This window comes from Streptomyces roseoviridis (assembly GCF_039535235.1).
Taxonomy (GTDB): Bacteria; Actinomycetota; Actinomycetes; order Streptomycetales; family Streptomycetaceae; genus Streptomyces; species Streptomyces roseoviridis.
Window position 1 is genome coordinate 4,610,727 of record NZ_BAAAWU010000001.1, and the last position, 20,746, is coordinate 4,631,472.

Below are 20,746 nucleotides of genomic sequence, written 5' to 3' on the forward strand. Positions count from 1 at the left end.
CGAGCCGTCCGGAACTAGTCGACCTTCTCGCCCTCCGGCACCTGGTAGCAGCCGGAGGTGAGGAACACGTTGAGGTTCGGCCGGGCGTCCTTCGCGAAGTGGGCGATCTTGACCCCGTACTTCTTCGCGTCGTTGTCCGCGGTGATCGTGAGGTTCTGGTTCTTGCTGTTGTCGGGGCCGTAGCCGACGATCTTCCAGCCGTGCTTCGGCATCTCCTCCTTGAGCCGCTCCATGACGCCGTCGAGCTGCTCGGGAGAGGCGGGGGTGAAGGTCCACGGGTGGAAGACCGTGAAGTACTTCTCCGGGTCCTTGCCCGAGCACTCCATGACGCCGGCCCTGGTCTTGGTCGTCGTGCCCTTCAGACCGATCAGGTCGAAGAGCTCGCTGGAGATCTTCTCCGCCTGGTCGGCCGCCTGACTCGTGGTGCTGGTGCCCGCGGACGGGAGGCTGTCGGACTCGTTGGTGTCAGTCATGCTGCATCCGGTGAGGGTCGTGAGGACGAGGGACGCCAGGAGCGCGGACGCACCCGGTTTGATCTTCATCTAGCGCACTCCTGGCGTGGGGTTCGGTGGCGGCTTCAGGTTCGCGTCGTCGCCCTTGCCGGCGACCACGAGACCCTGGTTCCGAAGGCTCTCGGTGCCTTCCTTCCAGTAGTCACTGTGGCCTTCGGTGTCCGTGGCGAGCTGGTTGGCGCCGAAACGCGCGTCACTGGGGATCGTCCACGGTCCGTCCCAGTCGGTCCCGCCGTGTCCGAACCGGCCGACGTCCGGGACGATGTCCCCCTTGGCCTCCTGGTTCCAGACATGGCCCTTGGGCACGTCCATCTGCTCGGCCTTGGGCACCTGTACACCGGGGCTGCCCGCCAGGATCACGTCGTCCGCGTTCAGATCGCCCTGCCGGGCCGCCGAGCCGATCAGGGTCGTGCCGTACGAGTGGCCGATCGCCGTCCGGTGCGGGTCCGAGTCGACCGCGCGCGACGCGTCGAGGCCGTCCATGAAGCGGTTGTACGCCGGGGCGCCGTCATTGGCGTAGTGGCTGAAAGGGGCGTCCTTGACGATGTCCTGGGGGGCGTCGTAACCGAGCCAGGTGATGGTGGAGACCGCGCCGTTGTTCTGGGCGTCGGCCACCCGCCAGACGTTCTCCATGCGGGTGATGTCCCCACCGATGCTGCCGATGTTCGAGGTCGTCCCCGGCACGTAGACCGCCTGGTGGGCAGCCGTGTCGGGGTTGCCGTTGGCGACGATCGCCCGGCCGTTGCCGTCCGGGTTGAAGCCGAGCAGATACGCCTCGGGCAGACCCCGCTCACCCGTCCGGTCGAAGCGCGCCTGGATGGCGTTCATGCCGTTCAGGGACTTGTTGAGCTGCTCGTAGCGGTCCCCGTACTGCCGGTGCCACTCCATCCACTCGTCGGTGTGCACCTTGACCGGGAACCTCCCCGCGGTGATCCAGGTCCACTCGTTGGCCGGCGGCTTCGGAATGGAGTTCAGCTCCGTCTGGTACTGGCCGTGCTTCTCCGCGAGGACGGTCCGGTTGGCCTCGTCGCGGACCGGCGACGGCAGGCCGTCCAGCGCGCCCACGGCCTCGGGCCGCAGGGACAGCCACGCCGACTGCTGCTCCTCGGTGAGCCCCTTCCACCACGAGGCGTTGTCCTTGGGGCTGCCGTCCTTGGGCGGCTGGGGCAGGGAGGCGAGGTAGCTGTTGCCCGCCTCGCGGACCCCGCCCATGTCCGACTGGGCGTCGGCCCAGTCCCCGGCCGAGACCTTCAGGTCGTCGTCCGCCTTCAGCGCCCGCAGCTTGGGCGCCCACCGGGTGTCGGCGTCCGTCGCCTCCTTCAGCGCCTCGGCGATCCGGTCCGCGTAGGCGAGGGCCTTGCCGTAGTGCGGGTTCGGGTGGATGGCGACCGCCTGGCGTTCCAGGGCGTGCGACGTGGCACCGCCGCCACCCGCGCTCCCGGTCACGGTCCCGCCGTCGGCCGCCTTCTCGGCGCCGGGCTTCGCGCCGGCCGGGAAGCTGACCGAGCCGTCCGGGTTCACCGTGCACTGGTCGGCCTGGGCGTCGGCGATCGCCGCCTCCAGCTTCCGCTTGGCCGCCGCCATGTCGAAGGCGAAGCCGTTCAGGGCGGTGCTCACCAGGCCACATTCGGTCTGCGCGTAGTGGAAGTTCTTCGACAGGTCCGCGAGCTCGGTCAGGGCGGCCTTCGCGGCCTCGCCCTCCAGCTGGGCCCGGATGCCCGCGGCGATCCGGTTGTCGATCGTGTCCTTGGCCGTCATGGCCATGGTGCCGACGGCCCGGTAGCCGTCCGCGGCCTCTTCGTACTCCGACGGCTTGAAGCCCTTCAGGGTCTGGAGATCCACGGCGGCGCTCACCTCCCGCCGCTCTGGCCGCCGACGGGCGCGGTGTCCGCGTACTTCGCCGTGAGGCCGTTCAGCTCACCGAGGAGGGTCTGGTCGGGCTTCGACAGATCGTGCCCGGAGCTCTGGAGCAGGCCGCCCAGCGCCTCGCAGCGGCCGCTCACATCGTTGAGGTACTTCTTCCAGGAGTCGTACAACTCCTTCTGCGCCGCGGCGCTCTGGCAGCCGGCGGTGTCGCCCAGCCCCGCCTGTCCGCCGTCGAGCGTCGATAACGCCTTGGCGACGTCGCCCTTCAGGCCGGAGACGCCCTCGCCGGCCTTCACCCAGGCCCGTTTGTCCGTCTTCAGGTCCTCGGACGCGCCCCCGGGCGGGGTCCCGCCTCCCTGGTCGGCCGGCAGCTGGTTCAGCCGCATCGATAAGGAACGGCCCTCTGCCGCCTCGGCCTTGAGCTGTTCCCACTCGTCCCACGCCATGGGTGAAACCTCCCCGTTCTCCCCGTTCCCGGGCGGCCCCGGGCCGGACGGCCATGATCCCGGCGCGGGAACGGCGAAATCAACCCGGTGAACGCATGTGCGTCGAGAGCGCGTTCCCACCGGCGGTACCGTGTGTCACGGGCACCGGCCCAGGGGTTTCCGGGCGGTCGTGTCCCTGTCCGCCCGATCCCAGTGAGGCACCACCGATGACCGGCGAGTCCGTCATGTCCCGTTTCCGACCGCTCCACCCGGGACGGCTGCTCGCCGCGCTGCGGGGCGCGGCCCTGCTGCTCGTCGCCGGTGCGGTGTTCATGATCGTGCGGCTGCCGTGGATCGGCGACATGGGCGTGCACGCCGCCACCATAGAGCGGCTGCGCCACGACCTGGTCCACCCCGGCAACCCGATGGTCGACTCGCCGACCGACAGCCCGTACTACTCGCCGTGGACGGTCTGCCTGGCCCTGTTCGCCAGGGCGACCGGTCTGGACACCTTCGACGTGCTGCGCTGCGCCGCCGTCGCCGGTCTGCTCCTCCTGGCCGTCGGCGTACGGGAGTTCGTCCGCACCCTGAGCCGTCATCCGGCCGCGCCGCCGCTCGCCGTGCTGTGCCTGCTGCTGCTGTGGGGCGTCAAGCCCTTCATATGGAGCGGCTTCCTCGGCCTCACGTCGCTCTCGGCGAACGCCTCGTACCCGAGCACCTTCGCCACCGGCCTCGGTTTCCTCTTCCTGGCCCTGCTCACCCACGCCCTGCGGCGCCCCGCCACGGGCACTGCCGCCTACGCGGGGCTCGGGGCGCTCTGGGCGGTCCTGACGCTCAGCCACCAGTTCACGGGCGTCGTCTTCACCTTCGGCGCCCTCGGTGTCCTCGTGGCCGCGCGGGTCCGACCCAGCCGGGCGCTGGTGCTGCGGCTCGCCGCCGCCCTCGCCGTGGGGCTCGTGATCCTGGCCGTCTGGCCGTACTACTCCTTCTTCGCGCTGCTCGGCGCGGGCGGTCTGGAGGACATCCACCGCCCGCTCTACCGGCACCGGCTCGCCCGCTTCACCCTCGTCCCGCTCGGAGTGTTCGCCCTCGCGCTGCGGCTGCGCCGCGACCGCCGCGACCCGCTGGCCGTCTGGTTCCTGCTCGGTCTGGTGGCGGTCGTCGCCGGCGCGGCCTTCGACAAGTGGTCCCTGGGCCGCACCGAGCCCGCGGTGGTCATGCCCGCGCAGCTCGCCGCCGCCCTCTGCGTCCTCCAGGGCGGCACCCGCCGCTTCCGCGCCGCGTTCGGCGCGGTACTGGCCGCCGCCCTGGCGGTGGGGGCGTGGGCGCAGCGCGACAGCCTGACCTTCGTCGTACGCCCGGAGGCCCTGCCCGCGGCCGTGGCCGCGGACGCCTGGAAGGTGTGGGAGCCGCCGGCCTGGACGAACCGGTACACCGCGTACGGGGACGTCGTCCTGACCGGCGACCGGCGCTCCGCCGTCACCCTGCCCGGGTACGGCAGGTACACCGTCGGGACCGGCTACCCGGACTTCTTCCTGCCGGACGAGGACCGGCGGGACGCCGACACCGAGCGCTACTTCGCCCCCGGCACCCCGCGCGAGGAGCGACTGGCCGTCCTGCGCCGGTACGGGGTGGAGTGGGTGCTCCAGCGGCCCTCGCGCGGCGGCCTCCCGGCCGGGGACCCCGCCCTGCGCGAGGTGGGCCGGGGCCCGGACGGGCGCGTGCTCTACCGGGTGGTCGACGCCGGCGGGCCGGCCGCCGGAGGCTGACCGCCGGAGGCCGGACCGCCGGAGGCCGAACCGCCGGACGGAAGCAGGCCGTCAGCGGTTCGACGTGACGGTGACCGGCTCGTCGTTCTGGATCTCCTTGACGAGCTGCTTCACCTTCGGCATGTCCCACTTCAGGGAGCCCTGCGGGGCGCTGCCGCTGATCGGGATGTTCATCGACTTCCCGTCGCCGCCGCTGATGCCCTTCATCGCGAAGAACATCTTCGCCAGGTCGTACAGCGACATGTCCTTGTCCACGATCAGCGTGTCCAGACCCGCGCCCAGCGTCGGGTAGAGCGTGAACGGGTTGAGGATCGTGCCCGGCGTCGCCGCCTGGTTGGCCAGCGCGGACAGGAACTTCTGCTGGTTCTTCGTCCGCGCCAGGTCCGACTCGGCGAAGGCGTAGCGGGTCCGCACGAACGCCAGGGCCTGCTCGCCGTTCAGGGTCTGCTGCCCGGCCTGGAAGTCGGCGCCGGACTTCTTGTCCTTGAAGCCCTTCTCGATGTTCATCTCGACGCCGCCGAGGGCGTCGACGATGTTCGCGAAGCCGGCGAAGCCGATCTCCGCGTAGTGGTCGATGCGCAGCCCGGTGTTGTACTCGACCGTGCGGACGAGCAGCTCGGGGCCGTCCATCGCGTACGCCGCGTTCAGCTTGGAGCCGCCGCGCGGGCCGTACTGCTTGCCGGACTCCGAGCCCACGAAGGACGGGATCGTCACCCAGGAGTCGCGGGGCAGCGAGATCATCGTGTTCCCGCTGGAGCAGGCCGCGAGGATCATCATCGAGTCGGTCCGCTTGCCCTCGGCGGAACCGGTGTGCAGCTTCTTCTTCTCCTCGGCGGACATGCCCTCGCGGCTGTCGGAACCGACGATCAGATACGTGGTGCAGTCGCCCTCCGCGGGCCGCTCGATGACCTTGGCGAGATCGACCTCGTTGCGCATCTGTGAGCTGGCCCACGCGTACGTGCCGACGCCCCACGCGAGGACGCCGACCAGCAGCACGGCCGAACCGACCTTGATCCGGCGCCGCCAGTCGGGCGCGGCCGGGCCCGGCCCGCCGGCGGGACGCGGCGAGTACTGCGGCGGTACGGATCCGTGCCCGCCGCCCCGGCCGCCGCCCGCGTCCTGTGGGCCGCCGTAGACCTGGCCGGTGCTGTAGCCGGAGTCGTACCCGGACGCCTGGGCCTGGGTGAAGTTCGGGTTGTAGTCCTGGCCGCCCCGGTCGTACTGCGGCTGCTGCTGCGGCGCCTGCGGGTACGGCTGCTGCGGGGGGACCTGCGGACGCTGCACATGGCGCATCCGGCGAGGCCCCGCGGGCTGGGCGTCGGGCCACTCATTCATGCGGGACAGTCTGCCGTTCGGTCCGGCCGCCCGGACAGGCCGGGTGGGAAATCGGGTCGGCGCTGTTGCCAAGCTGATGCAAAGCGGACGGCGTCGCGACCCGCCACGGGGCCGGGCATAAGGTAGAGGGCATGACAGATCAGGCCGACATCCCGGGCAAGCCCACCTCGGCGTCCCGCACCACCCTCAGCCACATCATGACCAGCCACGACACCAACCTCCTCGGCACGGTGCACGGCGGCGTGATCATGAAGCTGGTGGACGACGCGGCGGGCGCGGTCGCGGGCCGGCACTCGGGCGGACCGGCCGTCACCGCCTCCATGGACGAGATGGCCTTCCTGGAGCCCGTCAGGGTCGGCGACCTCGTGCACGTGAAGGCCCAGGTCAACTGGACCGGCCGGTCCTCGATGGAGGTCGGCGTCCGGGTCATGGCCGAGCGCTGGAACGAGTCCACGCCCGCCACCCAGGTCGGCTCCGCCTACCTCGTCTTCGCGGCCGTCGACGCCGACGGCAAGCCCCGCCGGGTCCCGCCGGTCATCCCGGAGACCGAGCAGGACAAGCGCCGCTACCAGGAGGCCCAGATCCGCCGCACCCACCGCCTGGCCCGCCGCCGCGCGATCATGGACCTGCGCGAAAGCCGTGCGGCGGAGGGCTACGAGGACTAGGACGGCGCCCGCCCACCCGGCGCGCCCCGGCGGAGAACCGGGCCACGAAGGATCAGGGGCACACGACCTGGTCGCCGGTGACCGCCTCGAACTGGCCCGTCGGCGCCTGCCGCTCCCGTACCGGCGTCACGCCCTTGTACTCCGCGCCCACCGTGACCCGCAGGGTGCCGCCCTGGCCCTTGACCGGGCGGAGTTCCGCGCCCGGCAGGGCGGCGGCCAGGGACCGTGCGGAGCGGTCCCAGCCCGGGTCGTACTCGATGAGGGTCCGCGCGTGCTGCCGGCCCGCCGGGGCGGTCCGCGGGGCGCGGGTGGTGTCGAAGCCCGCGCCCCGCAGCGCGGCGTCGACGCGGCCGCCGAGCCCGTCGGTGCGGGTGCCGTTGTAGACCTGGACCCGGATCGTCTTCGGCGCGACGTCCACGTCGACGGGCCGCGGCCCCTGCGGGGCGGGCCGCCGGGCCGGGGTGAGGGGCCGGTCCTCGCGCAGCGACTGGAACAGCTTCTGTGCCTTCGGCGCGTCCCACTTCACCGTGGAGCCGATCCCCTTCACCGGGAAGCTCATGTCGCCGATCGGCACGGACACGAATTCCGACGACGCCGGCGTGAAGCCCCGCATCGCCTTCGCCAGGGCCAGCATCTGCTCCGTGCGGAAGCCCTCGTCGGCCCGGACCGAGCCCAGTGTGGCCGTGGCGACCTGCCGGAACCGCACCGGGTTGAGCAGCACCCCGCTGTCGGTCATCCGGTCGATGAGGGCGGCCAGGAACGTCTGCTGGCGCTGGATGCGTCCGATGTCGGCCGCCCCGTCGACATGGCGGGCCCGCACGTACTGGAGCGCCTGACCGCCGTCGAGCCGGTGCGGCCCGGCGGGCAGGTCGAGCCCGGTGTGGGAGTCCCTCAGCGGCTTGGTGGTGCAGATCTGCACTCCGCCGACGGCGTCGACCGTCTTCATGAAGCTGGTGAAGTCGACCTCCAGATAGTGGTCGATCTTCACGCCGGTCATCGACTCGACGGTCCGTACGGTCAGACCGGGCCCGCCCTCCGCGTAGGCGGCGTTCAGCTTCACCGGGTGCGCGTCGTGGTGCCGGCCGGTGGTGAGGTCGGTGTGCGCGGGCATCTCGGCGTACGAGTCGCGCGGCAGCGACACCACGCTGGCCCGTTCCCGGTCCGCGGAGACGTGGACGAGCATCACGGTGTCCGTGCAGTGGCAGGGCTCTCCGCCGAGCCGGTACGTGCGCCGCTCGTCCTCGGTGATGCGGTCGCGGCCGTCGGTGCCGACGACGAGGATGTTGGTGCCGTGCCCGGCCTGGGGACGGTTCTTCATGTCCTTGAAGGGATCGACCCGGGTGATGCCGGTGTCCAGGCCGGTCACCACCGCGTGTCCGATGCCTCCGGCCGCGAGCACCACCACCGACAGCGTGGTCGCCATCCGCATTCCCCACCGGGGCCGTCTGGGGCGGCGCCGCCGGCGGACCGGTGCGGGGCGGCCCGCGGGCCGAGGCGGACGGGGCGTGCGGGGCGGTGTGGGCACCGGGGGACACCTCCGCGGGTGGGACAGGGACACCGTGAGCACCGTAAGCCCATACGATCAGCGCCACCCCGCATCGGCACCCGAGGCGCGCGAACGTGTCCCCCGTTCGCGGTAACGTGGCGGGCGATGAACGCCACGCCCCCTGTCTCCGTGATCATGCCGGTCCTCAACGAGGAGCGGCATCTGCGCAACTCGGTCCGCCACATCCTCGAGCAGGAGTACGACGGCGAGATGGAGGTGGTGATCGCGCTCGGCCCGTCCACGGACCGCACCGACGAGATCGCCGCCGAGCTCGTCCGCGAGGACCCCCGGGTCCACACCGTGCCGAACCCCACGGGCCGTACCCCCGCCGCCCTCAACGCGGCGATCAAGGCATCCCGCCATCCGATCGTGGTCCGCGTCGACGGTCACGGCATGCTGTCGCCGAACTACATCGCGACCGCCGTCCGCCTCCTGGAGGAGACCGGCGCGCAGAACGTGGGCGGCATCATGCACGCCGAGGGCGAGAACGCCTGGGAGGACGCCGTCGCCGCCGCGATGACCTCCCGGATCGGCGTGGGCAACGCGTCCTTCCACACGGGCGGCGCGGCCGGCCCCGCCGAGACCGTCTACCTCGGGGTGTTCCGCCGCGAGGCCCTGGAGCAGCAGGGCGGCTACAACGAGGAGTTCATCCGCGCCCAGGACTGGGAGCTGAACTTCCGCATCCGCGAGGCCGGCGGTCTGATCTGGTTCTCGCCGGAGCTGCGCGTCCGGTACCGGCCGCGGCCGAGCGTCCGCGCGCTGGCGAAGCAGTACAAGGACTACGGCCGCTGGCGGCACGTGGTGGCCCGCTACCACGAGGGTTCCATCAACCTGCGCTATCTGGCCCCGCCGGCCGCGGTCTGCGCGATCGCCGCGGGCACCGTGGTGGGCGCGCTCGTCACCCCGCTCGGCTTCCTGGTCCCGGCCGGTTATCTGGCCGCGATCACCGTGGGCTCCGTCCCGGCGGGCAAGGGCCTGTCCCTGAAGGCGCGGCTGCAGATCCCGGTGGCCCTGGCGACCATGCACATGTCCTGGGGCTTCGGCTTCCTCACCAGCCCGCGCTCGCTGGCGAAGAAGGTCATCGCGAGCAAGCGCCCGGCGGTCGCGGCGTAACGGCCGTCGGCCGCGCCGTCCGCGCGACGGCCGCGCTGTGCGTACGACGGTGGCCGGGCCCCTGGGGAAGGGGCCCGGCCACCGTCGTACGGGAACGTCACGACAGACGCGGGATCAGCTCTTGCCGTCCCAGCGGTAGACCGAGTAGACGTCCATGCAGTCGGTCTTGCTGGACGCGCCCTCGGGCAGGTCGCCCGCCTGGACCGTCGGCCGCTTGTACGTGCCGCCCTCGCGCCAGTCCGAGCCGACCACCAGGGTGATCTCCGACACCTCGCCGTCCGGGCGGACGGCGGTCGCCGGCAGGCCCAGCGAGGTGGCCACGGACACCGCGTTCGCCTTGCCCTGCTCGCCCGCCGCCTTCGGGTAGAAGACCGTGCTGTCCTTGCGCGGCTTGGCGTCCCGGGAGGAGTCGGCCTGCGTGAAGCCCTTGCCCCGCAGGTTCTCGGCGATCGAGCCGGCCCGGCCCTCGGCGGGCGCCTGGCCGTCGCCCGCGGTGCCGTTGACGACCGTGACGGGGAAGGAACCCGGCGCCTGGGCGGTCGCCGACGGCTTCGTGGAGGCGCTCGGCTTCGGCTTGTCGGCCGGGTCGCCGTTCTTGTCGAAGGCGACGTCGTCGCGGAGCATCGACCACATCTTGTCGGCGGACGGCGGGATCGGCTCCAGCCACGCCCGGGGGTTGCCCGGGTAGGGCCGGGTGGGCACGGTGGCCGTCGTGAGCCGGTCCAGCTTCACGTTCTTCAGCTGCATCGACAGGTCGAAGAGCCGTTTCACCGACTTGATCTCGTCGGAGACCCTCAGCGCCCGGGTGGCGGCGTCCGCGAGGCCCATGAGCCGGCCGGTGTCGCTCCAGGCGTTCTGCTCCTGGAGCTTCTTCATCATGCCGTTCATGTACATGTGCTGGGCCTTGGCACGGTTCTGGTCGCTGCCGAACGCGTGCCGGGTGCGGAGCCACTGGAGCGCCTGCTCCCCCTTGACCTCGTGGGTGCCCTCGGGCAGCTTCAGGCCGGAGCCGCCCTTCTGGTCCCGGGTCGACCGGTCCCACACACCGGTCTTGACGCAGACCGGGACGCCGCCCACCTCGTCGGCCATCGCCACCACGCCCGCGAAGTCGACCATCATCCAGTGGTCGATGTAGACCCCGGTGAGCGTCTCCCAGGTGGTCAGGGTGCAGCCCGGGCCGCCGCGGCTCAGCGTCTCGTTGATGGGCCGGGTGCTGGTGGCCGGGTACGTCTGTTCGCCGTCGCGGCACTTGGGGATCGGGACGACCGTGTCGCGCGGGATGGAGATGATCGAGGCGTTCTTGCGGTCCGCCGAGACGTGCAGCAGCATCTGCACGTCGGCGAGCGGCTTGCGGTCCCGCTGGTCCTTGCCGCCGCCCAGGGCCACGTTCCTCGCGTCGGCGCGGCTGTCCGAGCCGATGAGGAGGATGTTGAGCGGCGTGTCGCCCAGCGCGTTCGGCGCGGCCTTCTTCACGCCGCTGTCGCCGCCCGCGCGGCTGCCGCCGCGGAGGTTGTCGTTGAGGTGCTTGTAGTAGAGGTATCCGGCGCCGGCCGTGCCGAGTATCAGCAGCGACAGCGTCGCGGCCACCCAGCGCAGCACCTTGCGCTTGCCCGCCTTCCGGGCCCGCCGGCGCGGACCGCTGCGCCGGCGGGCCCGGCGAGCGCCGCCCCCGCCGGACGGACCGCTCCCGCTGACGGAGCCGTCCCCGCCGTCCTCGCCGACCGAGCCGCCCCCGCCCGCGGACCCGCCGCCGGAACCCCCGTCGTCGCCGGACCCCCCGCGGGCGCGGCGCGAGCGGGGCACGGTGCGGCCCGGGCGTCCGCCCGGGCCGGACCCCCCGCGGGCGCGGCGCGAGCGGGGCACGGTGCGGCCCGGGCGTCCGCCCGGACCGTCGTCGCCGGCCCCGTCCTCGTAGAGACTCTCGTCCCAGCCCAAGTCGCGGGGGTGGGTGACGCGTTCCCGCGTCCCCTCCCTGCCCACGCCGTTCTGTCCCACCCCTGGTCTCCTCGTCACTCAGGTGTGCCCCGGTACCCGGCACCGCCGGGTCACTTGGCGCACACCTGCTTGTCTGCCGTCTGCGCACCCTCCGGCGCCTTCGCCGGACCGGTGAGGGGCACCCCCGCGCCCTTGAAGTCCGCGCCGAGGACGAGCGTCATGGGCTCGCGCTCCCCGGCGTCCTGCGTCCCCGGCTTGAGCGCCGAGGCGGGCAGGCCCATCAGGTCCGCGAGCTTGCGGGCCTGGTCGGCCTGGTTCGGTGCGTACGTGAGCGTGGTCTTCGCCGCCTTCTCGGGGGCGTTGCTCTTGTTGCTCGACCGCGTCACGCCGTGCTCGTTCTGGAGCCAGTCGATCGTCTTCTGCGCCGCGCCCGTGACGCCGCTGCCGTTGTAGACGTCGACGCGGACCTCGCGGGCGGTGGAGCGGGTGCCCTTCAGGAGCGCCGCCTGGGCCTCGGCCTGGGCGTTCTTGGCGTCCTGCTCCTTCTTCTTCACCTCGGTGAGCGAGGTGTCGGACTTCATCATCTCGAAGAGCCGCGGCGCCTCGGTCGGGTCGGGGACGACCGTGACCGGGCGGGGCTCGTTCGGATTGTCGATGACCGGCATGGTCAGGAACGTGATGTTCTTGGTGTCGATCTGGGTCAGTTCCGAGGCCAGGGACTTGAGCTTGGAGATGCTCCCTATCCCGGTGTCCACGGTGAGGGCGTTGGTCGCGGCCTCGGCGAGGTCGTACAGCTTGCTCGGCGAGGTCAGCGTGTCGTCCGACTTCATCTGCCGGATCATCGAGCTCAGGAACTGCTGCTGGATCCGCATGCGGTCGAGATCGCTCTTGTTGCCGAAGCTGGAGCGGGTGCGGACGAAGGCGAGGGCCTGCTCGCCCATGATCGTCGACTCGCCCTTGGGCAGCTTCAGATGCGACTTGGGGTCGTCGATCGGCCGCTCGACGCAGACCTTCACGCCGCCGACGGCCGTCGTCATCTCCTTGACCGCGTTGAAGTCGGCCATCATGAAGTGGTCGACGGTCAGGCCGGTGATCTCCTTGACCGTGCGCATCGTGCAGCCGGGGTCACGGCCGGACTGGCCGAGGCTCACGTTGAAGCGGACGCCCGACTGGGCCGGGATCGTCTTGACCGTGCCGTCGGGCAGCTTGGTCTCGCACTCCGGGATGTCGGTCATCAGGTCGCGCGGGATGGACATCGCCGTGGCGTTCGTCCGGTCCTTGGAGACGTGGAAGAGGATCGTGGTGTCGGCATGGCCGGGACTGTTCTTGTCGCCGTAGCCGCCGTTGCCCTCACCGGTCCGCTTGTCGGTGCCGATGAGGAGGATGTTGAAGGCGGCGTCCTTCTTGAAGCCGCCGTCGCTGCCGCCCGCGACCTCGATGGTGTTGATGTTGTTGTCGAAGTGCCGGTAGAGCGCGTACGCGCCGGCGGCGCCGCCCACGAGCACGAAGGCCATCGTGCCGCCGGTCCACATCAGGACCTTCTTCTTGCGGGACTTCGCCGGCTTGCGCTTGCGGCGGCTCGGCGCACCGGGCCGTTCGGCGGGCTCGGCGGCACGGCGGCGGCGCTGGCCCGGGACGGGCGGCATCGTCTCGGTGAGGCGGTCCTGGGCGCCCCGGCCCTGCCCGCCCGGGGCCTGGGCCCCCCGGCCCTGCGCCCTGCGGGTCGGTGTGGGAACGACGCCGGCCGCCTGCGGGCGCGAGGGGGACGGGGCAGGCTGCGACTGCCCAACGGAGTGGTCCAGTCGCAGTTCGTAGTTGCCGGTCTGCGGGTTGAGTACCCACTGGTCGGCGGGGTCGATCTCCTCCGCCCGTCCACGGCTGTGCGCGTCCACGGTTACCTGAGTCCTCCGTCGGTGCCACGCGAGGCGCCTCCCCCTCGGGCGCTCGGTCGTTCGATCCTTGAGTGCGCGACCACGCGGTCGGGTGCACCGGATCGCGTCACACTATCCGCCCAGTTCAGCGTGGGGCGACGTCCGTGACAAATTCCACGCCCCTTACAACCGGGCATTTCGCTCAAACCCCATGCACAGTCACCCTCCCCTTGGTCACGCCTTTACGAATTCCGTCCCCCGCGTCCCGCTAGCAGGCCCCCTCCGCCGCGTTCCGTCCCGGGAAGGAGGGCGCCGTCGAGGCGTTCGGGCCTTCCGTCTCCGGCTTGCCGCTGCCGCCCGGCCGGACGGTCACCGGCCGGTCGGCGCGCAGCCGCGCGAAGAGCTGGTCCGCCGCGGGCTGCACCAGTTCGTCCCGGTTCGGGTTGTACGTGTAGGGCCGCCGCGGCACCGTGAGGAACTGCACCTTCTCGGTCGGGACGGCCCGCAGGGAGCGCGCCAGGTCGTACAGGTCCCGCAGCGAGTCCAGGCCGGCGTCCGTCGTGACGGACTTGGTGGCCGCGTCCAGGACCGGGTAGAGCCGGGTCGGGTTGAGCAGCACGCCGTCGCTCTGCACCTTGTTGACCAGGGCGCCGAGGAACTGCTGCTGACGGTCCATCCGTTCGGTGTCGCTGCCGTTGCCGAGCGTCTTGCGGGCCCGCACGAAGCCCAGGGCCTGCTCGCCGCGGAGCGTCTGGCGTCCGGCGGGCAGCTTCAGGCGGGCGTCGGCGTCGTCGATCGGCTCCTTCAGGCAGAGCTCCACCCCGTCCACGGCGTCGACCATCTTCTTGAAGCCCTGGAAGTCGATCACCATGTGGTGGTCGATCCGGATGCGGGTGAGCTTCTCCAGGGTGCGGATCGTGCAGGCCGTGCCGCCGTACTCGAACGCGAGGTTGAACTGGGCGAACATGGCTTCGCTGCGCGTCCTGTCCGGTTTCGTGCAGCTCGGGATGTTCACCATCAGGTCCCGCGGGATGGACACGGCCGTGGCCCCCGCGCCGCGCGCCGAGAGGTGCAGCAGGATCGTGGTGTCCGAGCGCTGGGTGCCCTTGTCCCGCCCGTACTGCCGGTTCCCGGCCCCGGCCCGCGTGTCGGAGCCGATCAGCAGGATGTTCCGCGCCGCGTTGACGGTCGGTGACGGCCGCTCCTTCTCGTACTTGAGGAGTTCGGCGGCGGCGGTGGTGTCGGTGGTGATGTTGCCGTCGAGCTTGCGGTACAGCCACCACCCGGCCCCGGCCGCGGCGAGCACCACGACCGCCGTCCCGAGAGCGGTCCAGCGCAGCCAGTGCCGCTTGCGTCCGCCGTCGCCTTCGGCTCCGGCCTCGGCGGGCGAGTCTGCGCTGTCCGTCACGTCTTCGGTCCGTCCTCGATGGCGTCTTCGTGCGCCGGCCGCCCGTCGTCGCTGAGGGAGACGGCCGTTCGCGGCGCTTGGTTCTGCGGAAGGCCACAGCACCCCCCGGCCGATCATGTACCGGACTCCCCGTCGGAGCCCGGGTACTCGGCGCGTCGATGGGCCGTACGGGTGGTGAACGGTCCGGGGCGCGGTGCGCGCGCGCCGCCCCCGCGTCCGCGCGGGGGCCCGGGGGGCGTCGGCGCCGGTACGGGGGCGCCGCTTCGAGGGGTGGCGCCGGGGCGCCACGGTGTCGTCCGGTCAGGCGGCTCAGTCGGTGAGGGTGAGGGTGACCCGTTCGCTCTCCACGCGCTTGGCCAGGCCCTCGGCGCCGAGCTGGTCGAGGTGGCGGCACAGGACCACCGACCCGCCCGCGGCGAGCGGCGCGTACAGACCCGCCGAGACGCCGGCCCAGGTGTCGTACGAGCGATCGGTCAGGAGCCGTGCGCCCGGGCCGAGCCCCAGCTGGGCGGCGTCCGTGCGGGCCCGCTCGACGAGCTGGACGCCCGTCAGTTCCATACCGTCGACGACGAGCGTGGGCGCACCCGGGTCGACCGGTACGAACGGGGCGAAGCGGTCACCCTGGCCGGGCACCTCCACCGCGTAGTCCGCGTATCCGGCGGGCGTTTCGGCGAAGCGGCGGCCGAGCGGGGCGAGGGAGAGCGCGATCCGGTCGCCCGAGCAGGCGCGGCCCGCCTCCAGGGCGTCGGGCCCCGCGACGACGTAGTCGGCGGCGGCCGGGTCGCCGCCCACCTCCGCCGTCACTCCGACGGACGCGCAGGCGAGCAGCCACACGGCGGTCTGCCAGTGCGCGGGCAGCAGCAGCGCGAGCCGGTCGCCGGGCGAGGCGGACAGCTCGCCCTGGAGGAGGTTGGCGGTCTTGGCCACCCAATTGGCGAAGGTGGCCACCGACAATTCCACGCGTTCACCGGTGGCGTCGTCGTAGAAAGTGACCAAGGGGCGGGCCGGGTCCGCGGCGAGCGCGGATCGCAGCAGGTCGGCGGGGGTGCGGTCGCTGGCGTTCACGCGGGCTAGCGTACGCGCGGCTGCGGGCGGGGTCCCCCGTACCGGTGACGCCCGTCCTCCGGTCGGCCCGACGGGGTGTCAGTTTCCCCCGGGATTCCCGCCGAGCGGAACGCCCGCGCGGTGCGGACGATCGGCCCATGCGCGTTCATCTCGTCTCCTCGATCGCCGTCACCTGTGCGGCGGCACTCACCCTGCCGCTCACCCTCGCGACCCCGGCCACGGGCGCGGTCACCCCGGTTCCGGGTGCCGCTGGAGCCCCAGGTGCTCCAGGGACCCACGGGCCCGCGGCCGGCGCCGCCGGCCCGGCTGCCCGCCACGCCGGCACGTCCGCGGCGGACGTCGCCGGTTCCACGCAGTCGCTCCCGCTCGAACCGCTCGTCCCGAAGGGGCCGCGGAGTCGTACGCCCGGAGCCGCCGATCCGGCGGGCCGGGGACTCGCCGCACAGGACGTCAGACCGTTCTCGCTCGTCGGCGTGGTCTGGGACGACGTACGGGCCCCGCTGCACGGCACCGTGCAGGTCCGCACCCGTGCCAGGGCGGACGGCGTCTGGTCGGACTGGCAGGACCTGGAGACCCACAACGGCGAGCACGGCGCCGACCCGGGGACGGGGGAGGGCCGTTCGGGCGCCCTGCGCGGTTCCACCGCGCCCCTGTGGGTCGGCGACTCCGACGGCGTGGAGGTCCGCGTACACCCGGACGGGCACGCCGGGGAGGCTCCGCTGCCGGCCGGTCTGCGCCTCGAACTGGTCGACCCGGGACCGGAACCCGCCGCACCGCCCGCCCCCGCCCCGCACGACTCCTCCGCCCCGCACGACTCCTCCGCCCCGCACGACTCCGCGGCCCCGGCCGACGCCGGAGCCGCGCCCGACTTCGCCGCGCTCGGCGACCCCGGCGCCCCGCCCTGGCCCGCCGCACCTGCGGCGCGCGTGGCGGCACCGGCCGCAGCCGCCGCGGCGGCCCCCGCCGCACCCGACGCCCTCCCGGCCGAGCGGCGCGCGGCGAAGCCGTACATCGGCCCGCGCCCGAAGATCGTCACCCGCAAGGGCTGGGGCGCCGACGAGAAGATCCGCGAGAAGGGCTTCGTCTACACCAAGACGATCAAGGCGGCCTTCGTCCACCACAGCGCCACCGGCAACAACTACACCTGCAAGCAGGCCCCCTCCATCCTGCGCGGCATCTACCGCTACCACGTCAAGAGCAGCGGCTGGCGGGACCTCGGCTACAACTTCGCCGTCGACAAGTGCGGAAACATCTACGAGGGCCGCGCCGGCGGCGTCGCCAAGCCGGTGCTCGGCGCCCACACCCTCGGCTTCAACACCAACAGCATGGGCATCGCGGTCCTCGGCTCCTACGGCAGCACCAACCCGCCGGCCGCCGTCGTCACGGCCATCGCACGGCTGACCGCGTGGAAGCTGGGGCTGCACGGGGTGAATCCGAAGGGGAAGTCGTATCTCACCTCAGGGGGCGGAAACCTCTACAAGAAGGGCAAGAAGGTCAAGTTCAACGCCATCGCCGGGCACCGCGACGGGTTCGCCACCGAGTGCCCGGGCGGGCGCCTCTACGGCAAGCTCGGCACCACCCGTACGGCCTCGGCGAAGTACCAGGGAAGGCGCTGATGCGGTGATGGACTCAACCATCTGCATAAACTGACCGGTCATATCGTACGGACGGGCGCGCGAGCACCACCCCGGCGACGAGACCGGACCCGAACAGGAAGCAGAGACGACAGGTGACCGAAGCGATTCTCCTGGTCGGTGGCAAAGGCACCCGGCTGCGTCCCCTGACGGTCAACACGCCCAAGCCGATGGTCCCGGCGGCCGGTGTGCCCTTCCTGACGCACCAGCTGGCCAGGGCCAGGGCGGCCGGCGTGGACCACATCGTCCTCGCCACCTCCTACCTCGCGGAGGTCTTCGAGCCGTACTTCGGCGACGGGTCGTCACTCGGGCTCAGCATCGAGTACGTGACCGAGGAGGAGCCCCTCGGGACGGGCGGCGCGATCCGCAACGTCGCCTCCCGGCTGCGCTCGGGCCCCGAGGACCCGGTCCTCGTCTTCAACGGCGACATCCTCACCGGACTCGACATCGGCGCCCTGGTCGACACCCACCAGTCCTCCGGCGCGGACGTCTCCCTCCACCTCACCCGGGTCGAGGACCCGCGCGCCTTCGGGCTCGTGCCCACCGACGAGACCGGCCGGGTCACGGCCTTCCTGGAGAAGCCGCAGACGCCCGAGGAGATCGTCACCGACCAGATCAACGCGGGGGCGTACGTCTTCCGGCGCTCGGTGATCGACACCATCCCGACCGGGCGGCCGGTCTCCGTCGAACGTGAGACCTTCCCCGAGCTGCTGGCCCGCGGCGCCCACCTCCAGGGCATGGTCGACTCCACGTACTGGCTCGACCTCGGCACCCCGCACGCCTTCGTCCGCGGCTCCGCCGACCTCGTCCTCGGCCGCGCCCCGTCCCCGGCGGTGCCGGGCCGCTGCGGCGACCGCCTGGTCCTGGACACGGCCACGGTCGCCCCGGACGCCAAGCTGACCGGCGGCACGGTCGTCGGTCCCGGCGCCGTGATCGGCTCCGGGGCGCGCATCACCGGCTCCACGATCCTGGCCGACGCCGTCGTCGAACCCGGCGCCGTCATCACCGACTCCCTCATCGGCACCGCCGCCCGCATCGGCGCCCGCACGGTCCTGACGGGCGCGGTCATCGGCGACGGCGCGGACGTGGGAGCGGACAACGAGCTGAGAGACGGCGTGCGCGTCTGGTGCGAAGCCAGACTCCCCGCCGCCGCGGTGCGCTTCTCCTCCGACCAGTAGCTCCCACGGGGCCGGACCGGCCCCGTGAGGCGGAGGTCACAGCGGGGCCGGACGGGCGGCGGGGCGGATAGGCTCGACGGCATGGCCGGCCGTTTCGCCCCCCGCACCCCCACCACGCGCACCACCGTCCGCGGCGGCCACGTCCCCGTACCCCGCGCCACCCTCGTCCTGGAGCGGGACCCGGCCCACGACCTGGATCTCGGCCTCACGCTCGGCCCCCTGCGCCGCGGCCCCGCCGACCCCACCTTCCGCGCCACGGCCGACGGCTCGGTGTGGCGGGCCAGCCGTACGCCGGACGGCGCCGGGACCCTGCGGGTCCGGGTGCGGGGTGGCGCGGTGGAGGCGGAGGCGTGGGGTCCCGGCGGGCCCTGGCTCCTCGAAGGGCTCCCCGCGCTCCTCGGCGCCGACGACGACCCCGCCGCCTTCGTCCCCCGCCACAAGCTGCTCGCCCTCACCCACCGCGCCCGCCGCGGCCTGCGGCTCACCCGCACCGGCCTGGTCCTGGAGTCGCTGATCCCGTCGATCCTGGAGCAGAAGGTCACGACGCACGAGGCGTACGGCGCCTGGCGGGGACTCGTGCGGAAGTACGGCGAGCCCGCGCCGGGCCCCGCGCCGGACGGCATGTACGTGATGCCCGACGCCCGTACGTGGGCGATGATCCCGTCCTGGGAGTGGCACCGCGCGAACGTGGACGGCAAGCGTTCCGCCACCATCGTGCGCGCCGCCCGGGTCGCGGCCCGCCTGGAGGAGGCCGCGCGCATGCCGCCGGCCGAGGCCCGCGAGCGCCTGGAGCGCGTCCCCGGGATCGGCCCGTGGACCTCCGCGGAGACGATCCAGCGCAGCAACGGCGCCCCCGACGAGGTCACGACCGGCGACCTCCACCTCCCCGGCATCGTCGGCTGGGCCCTCGCGGGCGACCGTACGGCCGACGACGCGGCGATGCTGGAGCTGCTCGCGCCCTACGAGGGCCAGCGCCACCGCGCCGCCCGCCTGATCCTGCTCAGCGGCCGCGTCCCGCCCCGGCGGGCGCCCCGGATGACCCCCGGCGACATCAGGGCGCTCTGAGAGCCGGGGGGACGGCGTCAGCGCACCTCCACGAACGCCGCCGCCTGCCGCGCCGGCCGTTCCTTCGGCGGTGCCGCCGGCCGGCCGACGGCCACCGCGCCCATCGGGTCCCAGTCCTGCGGCAGCTCCAGCACCTCCCGTACGACGTCACGGCAGAACATCGTCGACGACACCCACGCCGAGCCGAGCCGCTCCCCGGCCAGCGCCACCAGCAGGTTCTGCACGCCCGCGCCCGCCGCCACCACGAACATCTCGCGTTCGGCGGCGTCCCGGCGCGGGTCGCCGTAGTGGTGGGCGCCGTCCATGACCAGGCAGGGCACGATCAGGTACGGCGCGTTGCGCAGGACGTCCCCGCGGCGGATCCGCCGGGCGATCGACTCCTCGGACCTCCCGTCCGCCCGCAGGTCCGCGATCCACGCGTCCCGCATGGCGTCGACCAGGCGCAGCCGCGCCCGCGGCGACTCCAGGAGCACGAAGCGCCAGGGGGTGGTGTGGTGCGGGGCCGGTGCCGTGACGGCGGCGGCCACGGCCCTGCGCACCGCGCCGGGGTCGACCGGGTCGTCGGTGAACTCCCGTACGGTGCGCCGCAGCGTCACCGCCTCGCGGACCGCCTCCGACGTCCCGAGCCGGAACATGTCGTCGGCCGCGCCGCGCACGAGGGCGCGCGCCCCCGGCTCCTCGTCGCCGGTGACGACATGGCGCAGTCCGCGGACGACGGCGACGGGCCGGCCGGACACCTTGCCCTTGACCAGGTCTCCGGCGGCGGCGAGTTCGTCGGCGGTGGCGACGACCGTCACGTTCAGCTCGTTGCCGTGGGAGTCGGCCGCGCCCCGCAGGTCGTCCAGGACCCGCACGCCCGCGGCGCCGATGGCCACGTCGGTGAGCCCGTTGCGCCAGGGCCGGCCGAAGGTGTCGGTGACGACGACCCCGACGTCGACGCCGAGCGCCTCGCGCAGCCCCGCGCGGATCCGCCGGGCCGAGGCGTCCGGGTCCTCGGGCAGCAACAGGACCGTTCCGGCAGGGGTGTTGGAGGCGTCGACCCCGGCGGCGGCCATGACGAGCCCCTGCCGGTTCTCGACGATCCGCAGCGGTCCGCGCCGCGCCACCACCCGGACGGTCTCGGCGTCGATCGCCTCCTCGCGGTCGGCGGCGGCGATCGTGCGCCCCTCCGCCTTGCTCACGATCTTGGAGGTGACGAGCAGCACGTCCCCGTCGACGAGCCCCGGTGAGACGGAGGCGATCAGCTTGGCGATGTCGTCGCCCTCGCCGACCTCGGGCAGCCCGGCGAGCGCCCACACCTCGTACCGGGCCGGCACCTCCCCGGCCCCCTCGTGCCCGGTCCCGCCCAGCGGATCCACC

General features: G+C 72.8%; 16 protein-coding genes. 6 read left to right on the forward strand and 10 right to left on the reverse strand.

The window, feature by feature from the left end; genetic code table 11:
* Positions 1 to 14: 14 nt before the first annotated feature.
* The 3 genes from ABD954_RS20960 to ABD954_RS20970 are packed head-to-tail and all read right to left on the reverse strand — an operon-like array spanning position 15 to position 2,824.
* Positions 15 to 542, reverse strand: a complete 528-nt coding sequence (locus ABD954_RS20960) for a hypothetical protein (protein WP_345487744.1) — start codon at positions 540 to 542, stop codon at positions 15 to 17.
* Entirely contained in the window at positions 543 to 2,354 is a 1,812-nt protein-coding gene (locus tag ABD954_RS20965; protein WP_345487746.1) for an alpha/beta hydrolase, read from the reverse strand. It abuts the gene before it with no gap.
* An 8-nt stretch (positions 2,355 to 2,362) separates the two neighbouring features.
* On the reverse strand, positions 2,363 to 2,824 hold the full coding sequence (locus ABD954_RS20970) for a hypothetical protein (RefSeq protein ID WP_345487748.1): 462 nt from the start codon (positions 2,822 to 2,824) through the stop codon (positions 2,363 to 2,365).
* A gap of 224 nt (positions 2,825 to 3,048) precedes the next feature.
* Here ABD954_RS20970 and ABD954_RS20975 point away from each other — a divergent pair, with 224 nt between their 5' ends.
* Complete coding sequence (locus tag ABD954_RS20975) at positions 3,049 to 4,572, forward strand: hypothetical protein (protein ID WP_345487750.1); 1,524 nt, start codon at positions 3,049 to 3,051, stop codon at positions 4,570 to 4,572.
* Between the two features lie 51 nt (positions 4,573 to 4,623).
* On the opposite strand, the gene ABD954_RS20980 is transcribed toward ABD954_RS20975, so the two are convergent.
* Positions 4,624 to 5,865: an LCP family protein gene (locus ABD954_RS20980; protein WP_446696960.1), complete on the reverse strand. Its 1,242-nt coding sequence runs from the start codon at positions 5,863 to 5,865 to the stop codon at positions 4,624 to 4,626.
* A gap of 173 nt (positions 5,866 to 6,038) precedes the next feature.
* Between ABD954_RS20980 and ABD954_RS20985 the strand changes: the two genes are divergently transcribed.
* Positions 6,039 to 6,572 (forward strand): acyl-CoA thioesterase, encoded by a 534-nt coding sequence (locus tag ABD954_RS20985; protein WP_345487754.1) that lies wholly within the window; start codon positions 6,039 to 6,041, stop codon positions 6,570 to 6,572.
* A gap of 52 nt (positions 6,573 to 6,624) precedes the next feature.
* Here the strand turns inward: ABD954_RS20985 and ABD954_RS20990 are convergent, their stop codons facing one another.
* Complete coding sequence (locus ABD954_RS20990; RefSeq protein WP_446696959.1) at positions 6,625 to 8,097, reverse strand: LCP family protein; 1,473 nt, start codon at positions 8,095 to 8,097, stop codon at positions 6,625 to 6,627.
* Between the two features lie 126 nt (positions 8,098 to 8,223).
* Here ABD954_RS20990 and ABD954_RS20995 point away from each other — a divergent pair, with 126 nt between their 5' ends.
* A complete protein-coding gene (locus ABD954_RS20995; RefSeq protein ID WP_345487758.1) occupies positions 8,224 to 9,231 on the forward strand; it encodes a glycosyltransferase family 2 protein in 1,008 nt (335 codons plus the stop codon).
* A gap of 114 nt (positions 9,232 to 9,345) precedes the next feature.
* On the opposite strand, the gene ABD954_RS21000 is transcribed toward ABD954_RS20995, so the two are convergent.
* From ABD954_RS21000 to ABD954_RS21015, 4 genes are all read right to left on the reverse strand, one after another.
* Positions 9,346 to 11,226, reverse strand: a complete 1,881-nt coding sequence (locus tag ABD954_RS21000; RefSeq protein WP_345487760.1) for an LCP family protein — start codon at positions 11,224 to 11,226, stop codon at positions 9,346 to 9,348.
* A gap of 50 nt (positions 11,227 to 11,276) precedes the next feature.
* Positions 11,277 to 13,058: an LCP family protein gene (locus tag ABD954_RS21005; protein ID WP_345487762.1), complete on the reverse strand. Its 1,782-nt coding sequence runs from the start codon at positions 13,056 to 13,058 to the stop codon at positions 11,277 to 11,279.
* Positions 13,059 to 13,305: 247 nt separating this feature from the next.
* Positions 13,306 to 14,445 carry an LCP family protein gene (locus ABD954_RS21010; RefSeq protein WP_345487764.1) on the reverse strand — a complete coding sequence of 380 codons (1,140 nt, stop codon included), beginning with the start codon at positions 14,443 to 14,445 and terminating at the stop codon, positions 13,306 to 13,308.
* A 309-nt stretch (positions 14,446 to 14,754) separates the two neighbouring features.
* Positions 14,755 to 15,510, reverse strand: a complete 756-nt coding sequence (locus ABD954_RS21015; protein ID WP_345487765.1) for a TIGR03089 family protein — start codon at positions 15,508 to 15,510, stop codon at positions 14,755 to 14,757.
* Between the two features lie 137 nt (positions 15,511 to 15,647).
* Here ABD954_RS21015 and ABD954_RS21020 point away from each other — a divergent pair, with 137 nt between their 5' ends.
* From ABD954_RS21020 to ABD954_RS21030, 3 genes are all read left to right on the forward strand, one after another.
* Complete coding sequence (locus ABD954_RS21020; RefSeq protein WP_345487767.1) at positions 15,648 to 17,126, forward strand: peptidoglycan recognition protein family protein; 1,479 nt, start codon at positions 15,648 to 15,650, stop codon at positions 17,124 to 17,126.
* Between the two features lie 113 nt (positions 17,127 to 17,239).
* Positions 17,240 to 18,322, forward strand: a complete 1,083-nt coding sequence (gene manB, locus ABD954_RS21025; protein ID WP_345487769.1) for a mannose-1-phosphate guanylyltransferase — start codon at positions 17,240 to 17,242, stop codon at positions 18,320 to 18,322.
* 81 nt (positions 18,323 to 18,403) lie between these two features.
* Complete coding sequence (locus tag ABD954_RS21030; RefSeq protein WP_345487771.1) at positions 18,404 to 19,387, forward strand: DNA-3-methyladenine glycosylase family protein; 984 nt, start codon at positions 18,404 to 18,406, stop codon at positions 19,385 to 19,387.
* 17 nt (positions 19,388 to 19,404) lie between these two features.
* Here ABD954_RS21030 and ABD954_RS21035 read toward each other — a convergent pair whose 3' ends face one another.
* On the reverse strand, positions 19,405 to 20,745 hold the full coding sequence (locus tag ABD954_RS21035) for a coenzyme F420-0:L-glutamate ligase (protein WP_345492349.1): 1,341 nt from the start codon (positions 20,743 to 20,745) through the stop codon (positions 19,405 to 19,407).
* Position 20,746 lies beyond the last annotated feature (1 nt).